At 74.7% G+C, this 14,772-nt stretch carries 12 protein-coding genes and 2 riboswitches; of the genes, 7 read left to right on the top strand and 5 right to left on the bottom strand.

What is annotated here, in order from left to right; translation table 11 throughout:
* Positions 1 to 199: 199 nt before the first annotated feature.
* The 3 genes from ACFC09_RS11765 to ACFC09_RS11755 are packed head-to-tail and all read right to left on the bottom strand — an operon-like array spanning position 200 to position 3,635.
* Positions 200 to 1,270 carry a prenyltransferase gene (locus tag ACFC09_RS11765; protein ID WP_376526089.1) on the bottom strand — a complete coding sequence of 357 codons (1,071 nt, stop codon included), beginning with the start codon at positions 1,268 to 1,270 and terminating at the stop codon, positions 200 to 202.
* Positions 1,267 to 2,037 (bottom strand): class I SAM-dependent methyltransferase, encoded by a 771-nt coding sequence (locus ACFC09_RS11760; RefSeq protein ID WP_376526088.1) that lies wholly within the window; start codon positions 2,035 to 2,037, stop codon positions 1,267 to 1,269. Before ACFC09_RS11760 ends, ACFC09_RS11765 begins: the two co-directional genes overlap by 4 nt.
* Positions 2,031 to 3,635, bottom strand: coding sequence for a glycosyltransferase family 4 protein (locus tag ACFC09_RS11755; protein WP_376526086.1), 1,605 nt, complete (start codon positions 3,633 to 3,635; stop codon positions 2,031 to 2,033). The genes ACFC09_RS11760 and ACFC09_RS11755 overlap by 7 nt, the downstream gene beginning before the upstream one ends.
* Positions 3,636 to 3,843: 208 nt before the next feature.
* Between ACFC09_RS11755 and ACFC09_RS11750 the strand changes: the two genes are divergently transcribed.
* Positions 3,844 to 4,506, top strand: coding sequence for a TetR family transcriptional regulator (locus tag ACFC09_RS11750; protein WP_376526084.1), 663 nt, complete (start codon positions 3,844 to 3,846; stop codon positions 4,504 to 4,506).
* Positions 4,507 to 4,536: 30 nt separating this feature from the next.
* A riboswitch (TPP riboswitch) is annotated at positions 4,537 to 4,712 on the bottom strand.
* Between the two features lie 59 nt (positions 4,713 to 4,771).
* On the opposite strand, the gene ACFC09_RS11745 is transcribed toward ACFC09_RS11750, so the two are convergent.
* Together ACFC09_RS11745 and ACFC09_RS11740 are read right to left on the bottom strand one after the other, a co-directional pair.
* A complete protein-coding gene (locus ACFC09_RS11745; RefSeq protein ID WP_376526083.1) occupies positions 4,772 to 5,005 on the bottom strand; it encodes a ferredoxin in 234 nt (77 codons plus the stop codon).
* A 3-nt stretch (positions 5,006 to 5,008) separates the two neighbouring features.
* Positions 5,009 to 6,466 carry an aldehyde dehydrogenase gene (locus tag ACFC09_RS11740; protein ID WP_376526082.1) on the bottom strand — a complete coding sequence of 486 codons (1,458 nt, stop codon included), beginning with the start codon at positions 6,464 to 6,466 and terminating at the stop codon, positions 5,009 to 5,011.
* 237 nt (positions 6,467 to 6,703) lie between these two features.
* Here ACFC09_RS11740 and ACFC09_RS11735 point away from each other — a divergent pair, with 237 nt between their 5' ends.
* The 6 genes from ACFC09_RS11735 (at position 6,704) to ACFC09_RS11710 (ending at position 14,584) form a co-directional block, all read left to right on the top strand.
* Positions 6,704 to 7,765 (top strand): MBL fold metallo-hydrolase, encoded by a 1,062-nt coding sequence (locus ACFC09_RS11735; protein WP_376526081.1) that lies wholly within the window; start codon positions 6,704 to 6,706, stop codon positions 7,763 to 7,765.
* A gap of 239 nt (positions 7,766 to 8,004) precedes the next feature.
* Positions 8,005 to 8,136, top strand: a riboswitch (cobalamin riboswitch).
* Between the two features lie 126 nt (positions 8,137 to 8,262).
* Positions 8,263 to 9,513, top strand: a complete 1,251-nt coding sequence (locus ACFC09_RS11730; protein ID WP_376526079.1) for a prenyltransferase/squalene oxidase repeat-containing protein — start codon at positions 8,263 to 8,265, stop codon at positions 9,511 to 9,513.
* On the top strand, positions 9,510 to 10,166 hold the full coding sequence (locus ACFC09_RS11725) for an SCO2322 family protein (RefSeq protein ID WP_376526078.1): 657 nt from the start codon (positions 9,510 to 9,512) through the stop codon (positions 10,164 to 10,166). Before ACFC09_RS11730 ends, ACFC09_RS11725 begins: the two co-directional genes overlap by 4 nt.
* A 440-nt stretch (positions 10,167 to 10,606) precedes the next feature.
* Positions 10,607 to 11,677: a CbiQ family ECF transporter T component gene (locus ACFC09_RS11720; protein WP_376526325.1), complete on the top strand. Its 1,071-nt coding sequence runs from the start codon at positions 10,607 to 10,609 to the stop codon at positions 11,675 to 11,677.
* 37 nt (positions 11,678 to 11,714) lie between these two features.
* Positions 11,715 to 13,634, top strand: coding sequence for an ABC transporter ATP-binding protein (locus ACFC09_RS11715; protein ID WP_376526076.1), 1,920 nt, complete (start codon positions 11,715 to 11,717; stop codon positions 13,632 to 13,634).
* Positions 13,631 to 14,584, top strand: a complete 954-nt coding sequence (locus ACFC09_RS11710; RefSeq protein WP_376526074.1) for an ECF transporter S component — start codon at positions 13,631 to 13,633, stop codon at positions 14,582 to 14,584. The genes ACFC09_RS11715 and ACFC09_RS11710 overlap by 4 nt, the downstream gene beginning before the upstream one ends.
* Positions 14,585 to 14,772: the final 188 nt, after the last annotated feature.

Here is a 14,772-nt window from a genome sequence, read left to right as displayed (position 1 = left end):
TGCGCCCGTGCCGCGGCTCAAGGGTCCTCAGGAGCGCGGCGGTCGGCCCGCGCGGTCACGGCGCACGGGTACGGCACGGCGCACGGGTACGGCACGGCGTACGGGTACGGCACGGCGGCGCCGGTCACGGTGCCGGTGCCGCACGGCCGGAAGCGGCGGGCGCCGGACGAGTGCCCCGCGCGGTCCGGGCCGCGCGGGGCTACGCGCAGCAGTCGGGGTCGAGGCCGTGCGGCAGGCGGGCGCCGCCGAACACCGCGCAGGTGGCCTCGTGGCCGCCGAGCGCGGCCACGGCGAGCAGCAGGGAGCCCGCCGTCCAGGTGGTGAGTTCGCGGGGCCAGACGGTGTCGTCGTCGAAGACGTAGCCGGTCCAGTACAGGCCGGAGGCCGTGTCGCGCAGGTGCTGGATGGAGCGGAGGATCTCCAGGGCTCGGTCGGACTCGCCCATCGCCCACAGGGTCAGCGCGAGTTCGGCGGACTCGCCGCCGGTGACCCAGGGGTTGGGCACCACACAGCGGACACCGAGGCCGGGCACGACGAAGCGGTCCCAGCCCTCCGCCATGCGGGACTCGGCCTCCGCCGTCGGCAGCGCGCCGCCGAGGACCGGGTAGTACCAGTCCATCGAGTAGCGGCTCTTGTCGAGGAACCGCTCCGGGTGGCGGCGTATCGCGTGGCGCAGCGCGCCGAGGGCCAACTCCCAGTCGGGTTGGGACTCCTCGCGCTGCTCGGCGATGGCGAGCGCGCAGCGCAGCGCGTGGTGGACGGAGGAACTGCCGGTGAGCAGCGCGTCGGTGGTGGCGGTGCCGTCGTCCGCGCGCCGCCAGCCGATCTGCCCGCCGGGCCGTTGCAGCCGCAGCACCCACTCCACCGCCGCGTACACGGACGGCCACATGCGGTCGAGGAAGGTGTCGTCGCCGGTGGCGAGGTAGTGGTGCCAGACGCCGACGGCTATGTAGGCCACGAAGTTGGACTCGCGCCCGCGGTCCGTGACGTCGTCGTGCGCGCCGTCCGAGTAGGCCGCGTACCAGGAACCGTCGTCGTTCTGGTGGCGTGCCAGCCAGGCGTACGCGCGCTCCGCCGCCGCGTGCTCGCCCGCCGCGTCGAGCGCCATGGCGGTCTCGGTGTGGTCCCACGGGTCGAGGTGGTGGCCGCGGAACCAGGGGATCGCGCCGTCCTCCCGTTGCACGGCGAGCAGCCCGCCTACGGTCGCGGCGGCCTGCTCGGCGGTGAGGACCCCGGGCAGGACGAGGTGTTCTGTCCGGGGCGTGGTCACCGGGTGGCCGCCTCGGTGACCTCGGCGTCCTCGGGCGCCTCGGGCACGCCGGGGAGGTGGGGCTTGGTCGCGTACGCCACGAAGCTCTTGCCGAGCACCGGGTTCAGCGCCCGTTCCGCGACCCGGGTGGCGAGCGGCTTCTTCATGATGTCCCAGACCAGCAGCTTGTGGTACGCCCGCACCGGCAGCGCCTTGTCGTTGTCGACGCCGAAGGCGCACTTCAGCCACCAGTACGGGGAGTGCAGGGCGTGGGCGTGGTGGGTGCCGTACGGGGTGAGGCCCGCGCCGCGGATCTTCGCGAGCAGTTCGTCGGCGCGGTAGATGCGGATGTGGCCGCCCTCGACCTCGTGGTAGGCGTCGGACAGTGCCCAGCAGACCTTCTCGGGCCCGTGGCGCGGCACGGTGACCGCGATGCGGCCGCCGGGCTTGAGCACCCGCGTCATCTCGGCGAGTACGCCCTTGTCGTCGGGGATGTGCTCCATCACCTCGGAGATGATGACGACGTCGAAGGACTCGTCGGGGAAGGGCAGCGCGAGGGCGTCGCCCTCCATCGCCGTGGCGGTGGCGCCCGCGGGCGCCTCGCCCGCCTCCCGCATGGCCGCGAACCACTTGGCGACCTCGCGGATCTCCTCGCCGTCGCGGTCCAGCGCCACGACCCGCGCGCCCCGCCGGTAGCACTCGAAGGCATGCCGGCCGGCTCCGCAGCCGAGGTCCAGGACGCGGTCGCCCGGGGCGAGCGGGAACCGGGTGAAGTCGACGGTCAGCACGTGGCCCTGCTTTCACGGTTGGGGTCGGCGTCGGTGCCTGCGGTGGTACCGGATACGACGGCGGCGCCGGACACCACGACCCGGCCGGCCGCCCCCGGCTCGGCCCCGGCCCGACCGGCCGCCAGGCGGACGGGCCCGTCCGTGACACCCGCGGCGGCCCCGTCCGCCGGTTCGGCGCCGGGCGGGGCCTCGGCGGCCGGTGTTAGCTCCGGGCGACCGCGCCGCGAGCCCGCACGGGTGGCCGGTGTGCCGCCGGCGCGGGCGATGGACTCGCGGTAGTGGGCAACCGTTCCTTCAGCGGCTCGGGCCCAGGTGAAGTGGCGCAGGACCCGTTCGCGGCCCGCGCGGCCGAGGCGGGTGCGCAGCTCCGGGTCGCCGAGGAGCCTGTTCAGTCCGGCGGCCAGCGCCCCCGCGTCGCCGGGCGGCACGGCCAGGCAGGTCTCCCCGTCCCGGCCGGCCACCTCGGGGATCGCACCGCCGGTCGTGGCGAGCAGCGGGGTGCCGGTGGCCATGGCCTCGGCGGCGGGCAGCGAGAAGCCCTCGTACAGCGACGGCACGCAGGCCACCTCGGCGGAGCGGATCAGGTCGACGAGTTCGGCGTCCGTGACGCCCTTCACGAACTCGACGGCGCCCTCAAGGCCGTACCGCTCGACGGCCTGGGCGACCGGTCCGGCCTCGGCCCGTCTGCCGACGACGACGAGGTGCGCGCCGGGGTGCTCGGTCCGTACCTTCGCCAGCGCCTCGACGAGGAAGACGAGGCCCTTGAGCGGCACGTCGGCGCTGGACGTGGTCACGATCCGGCCCGGCAGAACGGGCACGGCCGGATCCGGCGCGAACAGGTCGGTGTCGGCGCCGATGTGGACGACGTGGAGGCGGTCGTCGCGCACCCCGAGGTGGTCGACGATCTCCTGCCGGGAGGTGCCGGAGACGGTGAGGATCGACGGCAGGCGGCGGGCGACCCGCTTCTGCATGCGGGTGAAGCCGTACCAGCGGCGCACCGAGGCGCGGCGGCGCCATCCGTCGGCGGCGTCCAGCTCCAACCGCCGGTCCACGGTGATGGGGTGGTGGACGGTGGTGACCAGGGGGGCGCCGAGATCGCCCAGCAGTCCGTAGCCGAGCGTCTGGTTGTCGTGCACGACGTCGAACTCGCCCCGGCGGGCGCGCAGGTGGCGGCGGGCGCGGAGCGAGAAGGTGAGCGGTTCGGGGAAGCCGCCGGTCCACATCGTGCCGACTTCGAGGGCGTCGATCCAGTCCCGGTACTCGTCCCGCCGGGGGGTGCGGAAGGGGTCCGGCTGGCGGTAGAGGTCAAGGCTGGGCAGCTCGGTCAGGGTGAGTCCGGGGTGGCCCTCGTCGAGGACGGGGTAGGGCTGGGAGCCGATGACCTCGACCCGGTGGCCGAGGCGGGCCAGTTCGCGGGAGAGGTGGCGGACGTAGACGCCCTGTCCGCCGCAGAACGGGTTCCCTTTGTAGGTGAGCAGCGCGATGCGCAACGGCCCCTCCGCCCCGCCCCCGGCTCCTCGGCCCCGCTCGGTCGGGGCGGGCTCCGCACCGGCTGCGGGACCGTCTTCCGCCCCCTCACCCCTGGCCTCAGCGGTCACTCCGGGCCCCCCCTCTCCCTGCGCTGTCCCGCGAGATTACGCCGGGACGCTAATCTAGAACAAGTTCCAGACTTGATCGTTCAAGAGGCTCTGAATCTACCGGCAAGTAGGGGTGCCGTGAGCGCTGGATCGGGTGATTCACGCCACGACCCGCCCCTACCATGCTGTGCGATCACCAGCCTTCACCGACCGTCACGGAGCGGGACCCATGCCAGCGCAAGCCAAGGCGGACGCCAGCGCCGCCCCATCGAGGCAGCCGGCCTCGTCGCCCCTCACGGAGCGGCAGGAGGCCCGCCGCCGCCGGATCCTGCACGCGAGCGCGCAGCTGGCCAGCCGGGGCGGCTTCGACGCGGTGCAGATGCGGGAGGTGGCCGAGTCCTCCCAGGTGGCGCTCGGCACGCTGTACCGGTACTTCCCGTCCAAGGTGCACCTGCTGGTCGCCACCATGCAGGACCAGCTGGAGCACCTGCACGGCACGCTGGGCCGCAAGCCCCCGCTGGGCGAGACGGCGGCCGAGCGGGTCGCCGAGACGCTGATGCGGGCCTTCCGCGCCCTCCAGCGCGAGCCGCACCTGGCCGACGCCATGGTGCGCGCCCTGACCTTCGCGGACCGCAGCGTGAGCCCGGAGGTCGACCAGGTCTCCCGGCAGACCACGGCGCTCGTGCTGGACGCGATGGGCCTGGAGAACCCGACCTTGGAGCAGCTGTCCGCGGTCCGTGTCATCGAGCACACCTGGCACTCGGCCCTGATCACCTGGCTCTCGGGCCGCGCCTCCATCGCCCAGGTCAAGATCGACATCGAGACGGTGTGCCGGCTGATCGACCTGACGGCCCCGGAGGCCCAGCAGCAGGCCCCCCGGGGGCGGAAGTGACACCGGGCCGGAGACGGCCGGAGCAGACGAAAACCTACGAGACGGGTTCCCTTCGCCGGTATTGCCCGGATCAGGTATTGGAGGTCGCCTTCCGGCCCAACCACTGCCTTCCGGCCTCTCAGCCCTACCGTCGACGTCGGCCCCGGCGGATGCTTGCGCGTCTCGCCCGAGTCGGCTACTCCGGTCGAACTCCCTCACTCGCCTCGTAGGCCACCACCAGGATAAGACTCCTGAAGCGGGACATAAAACCCCAGAAGCGGAGATTTTACTCTTCTGGTGGGAATACCTGCTCCCCGCCCGCCGCCAGCGTGATCACGATGGCCTCCACGGGGCAGCTCTCCGCCGCCGCCAGCACCTGCTCATTGGTGTCGGTGTCCGCCTCGACGGGCCGGGACTGGCGCCCGGGGTCGAGGCGGAAGCCGTCGGGGGCGTGGTGGACGCACTGGGCCGAGCCGATGCAGACGGAGCGGTCGACCTCGATGTGCCAGCGGTCGCCCATCGCCTACGCCTCCCAGCCCGCCGGCAGGTGGATCATCTTGTGCTCCAGGTACGCGTCGTAGCCCTCGGGCCCGAACTCCCGCCCCAGACCGGAGTTCTTGTAGCCGCCGAACGGGCCGAGCATGTCCAGGCTGAAGGTGTTCACCGAGTACGTGCCGGTGCGCACCTGCCGGGCGATCTCGACGCCGTGCCCGGCGTCGGCCGTCCACACGCTGCCGGACAGCCCGTAGTCGGAGTCGTTGGCGATCTTCAGCGCCTCGGACTCGTCGCCGTACGGCAGCAGGCAGATCACCGGTCCGAAGATCTCCTCCCGGGCGATCCGCATCGAGTTGTCGACGTCGCCGAAGAGGGTGGGCTCGACGTACCAGCCGCGCTCCAGGCCCGCCGGCCGGCCGCCACCGGTGAGGATCTTGGCGCCCTCCTCCTGGCCGATGCGGATGTAGTCGAGGTTGCGCTGCTGCTGGCGCCGGGCGACCAGCGGGCCGACCTGGGTGGCCGCGTCCAGCGGGTCGCCGACCGTGAGCGCGCTCGCCGCCTGCGCGAAGGCGTCCGCGAACTCGTCGTAGCGGGACCGGGGCAGCAGGATGCGGGTCTGGGCCACGCACGCCTGGCCGTTGTTCATCCAGGCCGCCGGGACGATGCCCGCGACCGCGGTCTCGACGTCCGCGTCCGGCAGCACGACCGCCGCCGACTTGCCGCCCAGTTCCAGGGTGACCCGGGTGAGGTGGCGCGCGGCCACCTCCATGACCCGCTTGCCCGCCGCCACCGAGCCGGTGAAGGAGACCTTGTCGACGCCGGGGTGGCCGACCAGGTACTCGCTGACCTCGCGGTCGGCGGGCAGGATCGACAGCACGCCGTCGGGCAGCCCGGCCTCGCGGGCGATCTCGCCGAGGAGGTAGGCGTCCAGCGGCGACTCGGGGGACGGCTTGAGGATCACCGTGCAGCCGGCGAGCAGGGCGGGCGCGAGCTTGGCGGCGGCGACGAACTGCGGCACGTTCCAGGGGACCACGGCGGCGACCACCCCGACCGGCTCGCGCCGCACCATGATCTTCCCCAGCGCCCCGTCGCGCGTCTCCTCGTACGTGTGGCCGCGGGCGACGGTGATCGCCGAGTCCCAGACCATCATCGCGCCGAGCGCCTGCGCGAGGACGCTCCACGAGTACGGCGACCCGTTCTCGGAGGAGATCACCCGGGCGATCTCCTCGTGCCGGACGGCGATGCCGTCCTTGATGCGGGTGACGACCGCGATCCGCTCGTCGAGGCTCGTCCGCGGCCAGGGGCCCTGGTCGAACGCGGTCCGGGCGACGGCGACGGCCCGGTCCACATCGGCCGGCGAGGCGTGCGGGACGCGGCCGATGACCTCTTCGGTGTGCGGGGAGATCACCTCGATGACGTCCCCGCCCAGGGGATCGGTCAACTCCCCGCCGATGAACAGCTGTCCGTGTTCCACGAGCTCGGTCATGGCCGACTGCCTCCTGCGGCACGATTTCTGACGCTGTATCAGAAACGGATACCAGGTCTCCTCGAACTAGTCCACGGCAGGACACCACCGGCCCGGCCGGAACCCCGCCCGCACCACCGGCTCGACCGGCCCCCGTCCACACCGCGCCCGGCGCGCGGCCACCGGCTTCCGGAATCGGCGGGCGCCCGGGGCAACCGATGAAACCGGTTCTAGTTATAGTGGGCCGGGGAGGCCATGATGGCGGAGACGTTCGATCACGGTGGCGGTGTGCGGTCCGTGGCGGTGCCCATACCGGACAACCCGCTCGGCCGCACACTGGTGTACGTCGTGGACACCGACCGGGGCCCGGTACTGGTCGACACCGGCTGGGACGACCCGGCGTCGTGGGACACGCTGGCGTCCGGCCTGTCGGCCTGCGGCACCTCGGTGGCGGAGATCCACGGGGTCGTCATCACCCACCACCACCCCGACCACCACGGGCTGTCCGGCCAGGTGCGCGAGGCGTCCGGCGCGTGGGTGGCGATGCACGCGGCCGACACCGCGGTGGTACGGCGCAACCGCAAGGCCCGCCCCGAGCGCTGGCTCGACTACATGCGCGCCAAACTCACCGCGACCGGCGCCCCGGAGGAACACCTGGCCGCCCTGCGCACACCGGGCGCCCTGCAACGGCGGCCGCCCGCCCTCCCGGACCGCGAGATCGTCCCCGGCGACCTCCTGGACCTGCCCGGCCGCCGACTGCGCGCCGTCTGGACGCCGGGGCACACACCCGGTCACGTCTGTCTGCACCTGGAGGAGGCGCACCCCGCCGGGCTGCCGGGACACGGCCGGCTGTTCTCCGGCGACCACCTGCTCCCGAAGATCACGCCGCACATCGGCCTGTACGAGGACCCCTCCGCCCAAGGGGGCGGGGCCGGGCCGCACGGAGCCGAGAACCTGGCGGAGGCCATCGATCCGCTCGGCGACTACCTCGACTCCCTGGAACGCGTCGGCCGGCTGGCCCCCGCCGAGGTGCTACCGGCCCATCAGTACGCCTTCACCGACGGGCCCGCCCGGGTACGGGAACTGCTCGCGCACCACGAGGAGCGGCTGGCCGGCCTGCTGACCCAACTCGTCGAACCGCTCACGCCCTGGCAGTTGGCCGAGCGGATGGAGTGGAACCGGCCCTGGCCCCAGATCCCGCACCCCTCCCGGAACATCGCCGCCGCGGAGGCAGAGGCCCATCTGCGCCGCCTGGTGAAGCAGGGCCGAGCCGAACCGGTGCCGGGCACCGACCCGCTGAGGTACGTCCGGACGGCGTGAGCGGACGGTACGACCGGACGGCGTGACCGGGCCATGTGACGGGAGCGCCTTCCCCGGACCGCGTGCCGGGACCGCTACCCCGGACCGCTACCCCGGACCGCGTGACCTGACCGCATTCCCCGACCGCTTCCGGACGACGCGACCGAGCCGCTTCCCCGGACCGTGTTCCCGCACCCCGCACCCCCCTTCGCCCCATCGCCCGGCCCTCTGTCGCGGCCACCCCTCGGGGGTCCGGAGGTGGGCCGGTAGAGTGACTGGGTCGTCATCACACCCGTACGGGGGGAAGCCGGTGCAATTCCGGCGCTGACCCGCAACCGTGAACCGGCCGTCGAGGCCCGGTGAGCCGGACTGCCCCGGACGGAACGTGACCGGCTCAGGTGCGTCGGCATCCGCCCGCGCACGGCACCGTCGAGGTTTACGGGGCCGAGCCGCCCGGGGTGTCCCGTGCTGCCCGGCTTCCTCGCGAACCGACCCGCGAAGAGAGGCACCCGCCGAGCATGAACGTCCGCCGCAGCGCAGCGGTCCTGGCCGCCGTCGGCGTGCTCGCCGCCGCGTCACCCGCCCTGGCCGCGAGCCCTTCGCCGTCCCCGTCGACGGTGCTCCCGTCCGGCCTGTACGGCGCCACCGACCCGAAGTTCGACGGCGTCTGGCGCCAGTCGCTGGCGCTGCTCGCCCAGCGCACCGTGTCCGTGACGCCCGCCGCCAAGGCCGTGGACTGGCTGGCCGGACAGCAGTGCGCGGACGGGGCGTTCGCCGCGTTCCGCGCCGATCCGGGGCGGGCCTGTGACGCCAAGGTGCCGGTCGACACCAACAGCACGGCCGCCGCCGTCCAGGCCCTCACCGCGACCGGCGGCCACGACAGCGCCGTCGGCAAGGCCGTGACCTGGCTGAAGTCGGTGCAGAACAAGGACGGCGGCTGGGGGTACACGCCGGGCGGCGCGAGCGACGCGAACTCCACGGGCGTCGTCGTCGGCGCGCTCGTGGCGGCCGGCGAACGGCCCGCGGCAGTGGTCAAGGACGGCCGCTCGCCGTACGACGCGCTGCTGGGACTGGCCCTGCCCTGCTCCGGCGACGACGGAGGCGCCTTCGCCTACCAGCCGGACAAAAAGGGCGCGTTGACGGCCAACGCGGACGCCACCGCGGCGGCCGTGGTGGGCGTGCTGGGCGCGGGCCTCGCCGCGAAGGCGGCCGGAGCGGGCGACGCTTCGAGCGGGGCGCCCGGCACGGGCTGCGCCGCCACCGGAAAGCCCACCCCCGAGCAGGCCGCGGCCGACGGCGCTGCCTACCTCGCCCGTGCGGTCGCCAAGGACGGCCACCTCACCTCCGCCCTCGCGGGCGCCCCCGAACAGCCCGACTACGGCAACACCGCCGACGCGGTGGTCGCGCTCGCCGCGCAGGGCGGGGCGGACCGGGCCGCGAAGCCGCTGGCGTGGCTGGAGAAGAACGCGGCGGCCTGGGCGAAGCAGAACGGACCGGCCGCGTACGCTCAGCTGATCTTCGCGGCGCACGCGACCGGCACCGACCCGCGCGACTTCGGCGGTACGGACCTGGTGCGGGCGCTGGGCGCGACCGGCCCGGCACCGCAGGCGGCCGGGCAGGCGCAATCGGGCGACGGCCCGGAGGCGGCGGACCGGAAGGACGACGGCGGCTCGGGCACCGGCGTCTGGTGGATCATCGGCACCGGCCTGGTCGCGGGCGTCGGCATCGGCTTCCTGCTCAGCGGCCGCAGGAAGCGGCAGCACCTGTGACCGGGCCGCGCCGCGGTGTGCTCCTGCTGCTGGCCGCGCTCCTGTTCTGGGGCGGCGCGGGCCAGGCGCAGGCCGTCGGCTACCGCTACTGGTCCTTCTGGGACCGCGCGGGCGACCGGTGGACGTACGCCACCGAGGGTCCGTCGCTGGCCCGCCCCGCCGACGGCGCCGTCCAGGGCTTCCGGTTCGCGGTGAGCGAGGACTCCGCCGACGCGACGTATCCGCGCGGCACGGCCCGCTTCGCCGAGATCTGCGCGCACACGCCCGCTCGGGCGGGCCACAAGCGGGTGGCACTGGTCATCGACTTCGGTACGGCGGCGGACGCGCCCGGCGCCGAGACACCGCCGAAGGCGCGGACCGCCTGCGCGGTACTGGCACCCGACGCGACGACGGCCGAGGGCCTGGCGGCGGTCGCCGGACCGCTGCGCTACGACTCCAACGCCCTGCTGTGCGCCATCGCCGGCTACCCGGAGAAGGGCTGCGGCGAGCAGGTGGCGGCCACGGACGACAAGCCGACGAGCGCCGCGAAGCGGCCGACGGCGGGCGAGGACGGCGGCAACGGGCCGTCGCTCGGCCCGTGGGCGGGCGGGGCGGCGGTCGTCCTGCTGGGCGCGGCGGCACTCTGGCAGGCCCGACGGCGCCGGGATGCGTAGGCACCGCCATGCGTGAGGGCCACGACCACGAGCCGTCGCCGCCCGCAGCCCCAGCCGGTCCGAACGATCCGAACGGTCCGAACGGGATGAACGGGACGAACGCCGCCGACGGGACGGGCTCCGGGAACGGGACGGGCTCCGGGAACGGGACGGACGGCACCGGCGGCACGGACGCGCCCGACGCCACCGGTCGCGGGCCCGCACCCCGCGCGGCCGACACCAGTGGCCCGCCCGCCGACGACCACCCGGACGGTGCCGACGGCCCGGACGACACCGGAAACGACACCCCCCGCCGGCCCGCACCCCGCGCCGACCACGCGAGCACCCACAGACACCGCAACACACGCGGCACCCCGCACGGCGACGGCAACGGGCGCCCCTCGGCCGCCGAGGGGCCGGCCCGCGGCGGCCGGGTGGCCGCGGCCCGCGCGGGCGGCACGGTGCGGCGGCCCCGTACGGTCGTGCACCCCGGGGCCTGGTGGGGCTGGGCGATCGGGCTCGGGGTCGGGGCCAGCCGGACCGGCAATCCGCTGCTGCTCGGGCTGCTCGTCGCGGCGGCGGGCTATGTGGTGGCCACCCATCGCAGCACCGCCCCCTGGGCCCGCTCCTACACGGCGTTCGCCAAGCTCGCGCTCGCCGTGCTGGTCGTCCGCCTGGTCTTCGCGGTGGTCCTCGGCTCCCCGATCCCCGGCACGCACGTCCTCCTCACCCTCCCCGAAGTCCCGCTCCCGCACTGGGCGCAGGGCATCCGGCTGGGCGGCCGGGTCACCGCCGAGTCGCTGGTCTACGCGTTCTACGACGGCCTGAAACTGGCCACGCTGCTGATCTGCGTGGGCGCGGCCAACGCCCTCGCCAACCCGGCCCGGCTGCTCAAGTCCCTGCCGGGCGCCCTGTACGAGATCGGCGTGGCCGTGGTCGTCGCGCTGACCTTCGCGCCGAACCTGATCAGCGACGTACAGCGGCTGCGGGCCGCCCGCCGGCTGCGGGGCCGCCCGGACCGCGGTGTACGGGGGCTGCTCCAGGTGGGTCTGCCGGTCCTGGAGGGCGCCCTGGAGCGTTCCGTCGCGCTGGCCGCCGCGATGGACGCGCGTGGTTACGGCCGTACCGCCGACGTGCCCGTCGCCGTCCGCCGTACCACCGCCGGGCTGACCCTGGGCGGTCTGCTCGGCGTGTGCGCGGGAACGTACGGGCTGCTGACCGCCGCGGGCGGCGGCTACGGGCTGCCGGTGCTGCTCGCCGGGGTCGTCGCCGCCCTCGCGGGGCTGCGGCTGGGCGGCCGACGCTCGCCGCGCACCCGGTACCGGCCCGACCCGTGGAACGCCCGTGCCTGGCTGGTCACCGGGTCCGGTGCCGCCGTCGCCGCGCTGCTCGCCCTCGCCGCGGCCCGCGACCCGGCCGCCCTCGATCCGGGGGTCGTCCCGCTCACCGCGCCCGCGCTGCCCCTGTGGCCGGCGGCGGCCGTACTCCTCGCCCTGCTGCCCGCCCTGGTGGTCCCCAAGGAGCCGTCGTGATCCCCGCAGGAGCCGCCGTGATCCCCAAGGAGCCCTCGTGATCCGCTTCGAGGACGTCAGCGTGACGTACGCCGGTGCCGTCGAACCGGCCGTCCGAGGCGTGGACTTCGAGGTGCCGGAGGGTGAGCTGGTGCTGCTCGTCGGCCCGTCCGGCGTCGGCAAGTCGACGGTGCTGGGCGCGGTGGGCGGCCTCGTCCCGCACTTCACCGGCGGCACCCTGCGCGGCCGGGTCACGGTCGCGGGCCGGGACACCCGTACCCACAAGCCGCGCGAACTCGCCGACGTCGTCGGCACGGTGGGCCAGGATCCGCTCGCGCACTTCGTGACGGACACGGTGGAGGACGAACTCGCCTACGGGATGGAGTCGTTGGGGCTCGCCCCGGCCGTGATGCGGCGGCGGGTGGAGGAGACCCTGGACCTGCTCGGGCTGGCCGATCTGCGGGAGAGGCCCATCGCCACCCTCTCCGGTGGCCAGCGCCAGCGGGTCGCGATCGGCTCGGTGCTCACCCCGCACCCCCGGATACTGGTCCTCGACGAGCCGACGTCGGCGCTGGACCCGGCCGCCGCGGAGGAGGTCCTCGCGGTGCTCCAGCGGCTGGTCCACGATCTGGGCACAACGGTCCTGCTGGCCGAGCACCGGCTGGAGCGGGTGATCCAGTACGCCGACCAGGTGCTGCTGCTGCCCGCGCCGGGCGCCGCGCCCGTGCTCGGCGCCCCGGCCGAGGTGATGGCCGTCTCGCCGGTGTACCCGCCGGTGGTGGACCTGGGCCGGCTGGCCGACTGGAGCCCGCTCCCCCTGACGGTGCGGGACGCCCGCCGCAGGGCGGCTCCCCTGCGCACCCGCCTAGCCGGTCACGCCCCTTCCCATTCCCACCCGTCCCCGGCCCCGGACCCCGGTCCGGACCCGGGCCGGGACTCGCCCCCAGGCCCGACACCGACGCCTGCCCCTGACGCCCAGGTCCCTGCCCCTGACGCCCAGGTCCCTGCCCTTGCCGCCCCCGTACCTGCCCCTGACGCCGACGCCACCCCGGCGGGTCCGCCCGCTCCCGGGTCCGGCGCGCGTACCGGCGGGCGTACGCGGACGCCGGGTCGGGTGCGGCGCTCGGTCGGCAGGGCCTTTTTGCGCCGTCGCCCGGCCGCGGCGCCCTCCTGGTCGGCCGGACGGTTCCCCGCACCCCTTCAGAACGCCGACGGCACCGCCCCGGTACCCGTCGCCGAGGTACGGGCGCTGGCGGTGCGGCGCGGGCGGATCGACGCGTTGCGGCAGGTCGACCTCGACGTCCGGCCCGGGGAGATCGTCGCCCTGATGGGCCGCAACGGCGCCGGGAAGTCCACGCTGCTCGGCTCGCTGGTCGGACTGGTCGCGCCGACCGCGGGCAGCGTCCGGGTCGGCGGTGCCGTCCCGCACCGCACCCCGCCCCGGGAGCTGGTCCGCCGGGTCGGCCTGGTCCCGCAGGAACCACGCGACCTGCTGTACGCGGACACGGTCGGCGCCGAGTGCGCGGCCGCCGACCAGGACGCGGGCGCCGCACCCGGAACCTGCCGTGCGCTGGTGTCCGAACTGCTGCCGGGCATCACCGACGACACCCATCCGCGCGACCTCTCCGAGGGCCAGCGGCTGGCGCTCGCGCTGGCCGTGGTGCTGGCCGCCCGCCCGCCGCTGCTCCTGCTGGACGAGCCGACCCGCGGCCTCGACTACGCGGCCAAGGCCCGCCTGGTCGTGCTGGTGCGCGGACTCGCCGCCGAGGGGCACGCCGTCGTCCTGGCCACGCACGACGTGGAGCTGGCCGCCGAGCTGGCGCACCGGGTGGTACTGCTCGCCGACGGGGAGGTGATCGCCGACGGCCCGACCGCCGGCATCGTGGTCTCCTCGCCGTCCTTCGCCCCGCAGGTCACCAAGATCCTCGCGCCGCAGGAATGGCTCACGGTCGCCCAGATACGGGAGGCCCTGACATGACCGACCACCCCACGGACCGGCCACCGCGGCCGAACGCCGCCACGCCCCGGCCACCGTCACCGTCGCCATCGCCGTCATCAACGCCGTCATCAACGCCATCGCCGTCACCGTCACCGTCACCGTCGGCTCCGGCGACCCCCCAGGCCCGTGCCGTCCGGCTCGGACCCCGTTCCGCCGCCGCGCTCGTCCTGGTCGGCGCGGTCGGCGTGGTCGCCTTCGGCTGGCCCTTCCTCGCGCCGCCCGCCTCCCGGATCAGCGCGCACGCGCAGGACGCGCCGTGGCTGTTCGCGGGGCTGCTGGTGCTGCTGCTCGCGGTGGTCGCCGCGGCGATCTCCGAGTCGGGTCTCGGGCCGAAGGCGGTGGCCATGCTGGGCGTGCTGGCCGCGAGCGGGGCGGCGCTGCGGCCGATCGGCGCGGGCACGGCCGGGATCGAGCCCATGTTCTTCCTGATGGTGCTCAGCGGACGCGTCCTCGGCCCCGGCTTCGGCTTCGTCCTGGGCTCGCTCACGATGTTCGCGTCCGCGCTGCTCACCGGCGGGGTGGGGCCGTGGATGCCGTTCCAGATGCTGGCGATGGGCTGGTTCGCCATGGGCGCGGGCCTGCTGCCGGGCCCGGACCGGCTGCGCGGGCGCGGTGAACTCGTCATGCTCGCCGGTTACGGCTTCCTCGCCGCGTTCGCCTACGGGACGGTCATGAACCTCGCGGGCTGGCCCTTCATGGGCGCCCTCGCCTCGAACATCGCCTTCGACCCGCTGGCCGCGGTCCCCGCCAACCTGGCCCGGTTCGTCGCCTACTGCCTGGCGACCTCGCTGGGCTGGGACCTGGGCCGGGCCGTCTGCACGGTGGTGCTGACCCTCGCCCTCGGCCCGGCGCTGCTGCGCGCGCTGCGCCGGGCCACCCGGCGGGCCGCCTTCGAGACCCCGGTCACCTTCGACGCCCCGGATCGATGACCTCCGGGTGACCGCCGGTACACGGTTCGTGCGCGACGGGCGGGCGAGGCATGGGCGGCGCGTGAGGCACCCCACATGACGTGGATCACCTACGAAGCCGAATAGTAGCCCCATCCGTCCGATTTGTTCACCAGCGCACCCCCGCTGACCTGCACGGTGCGAGCCAGCTCACACATCCCGCCATTCCC

The organism is Streptomyces sp. NPDC056161 (assembly GCF_042268025.1).
Classification (GTDB): domain Bacteria; phylum Actinomycetota; class Actinomycetes; order Streptomycetales; family Streptomycetaceae; genus Streptomyces.
This window is presented reverse-complemented; position numbering and strand designations above follow the sequence as displayed.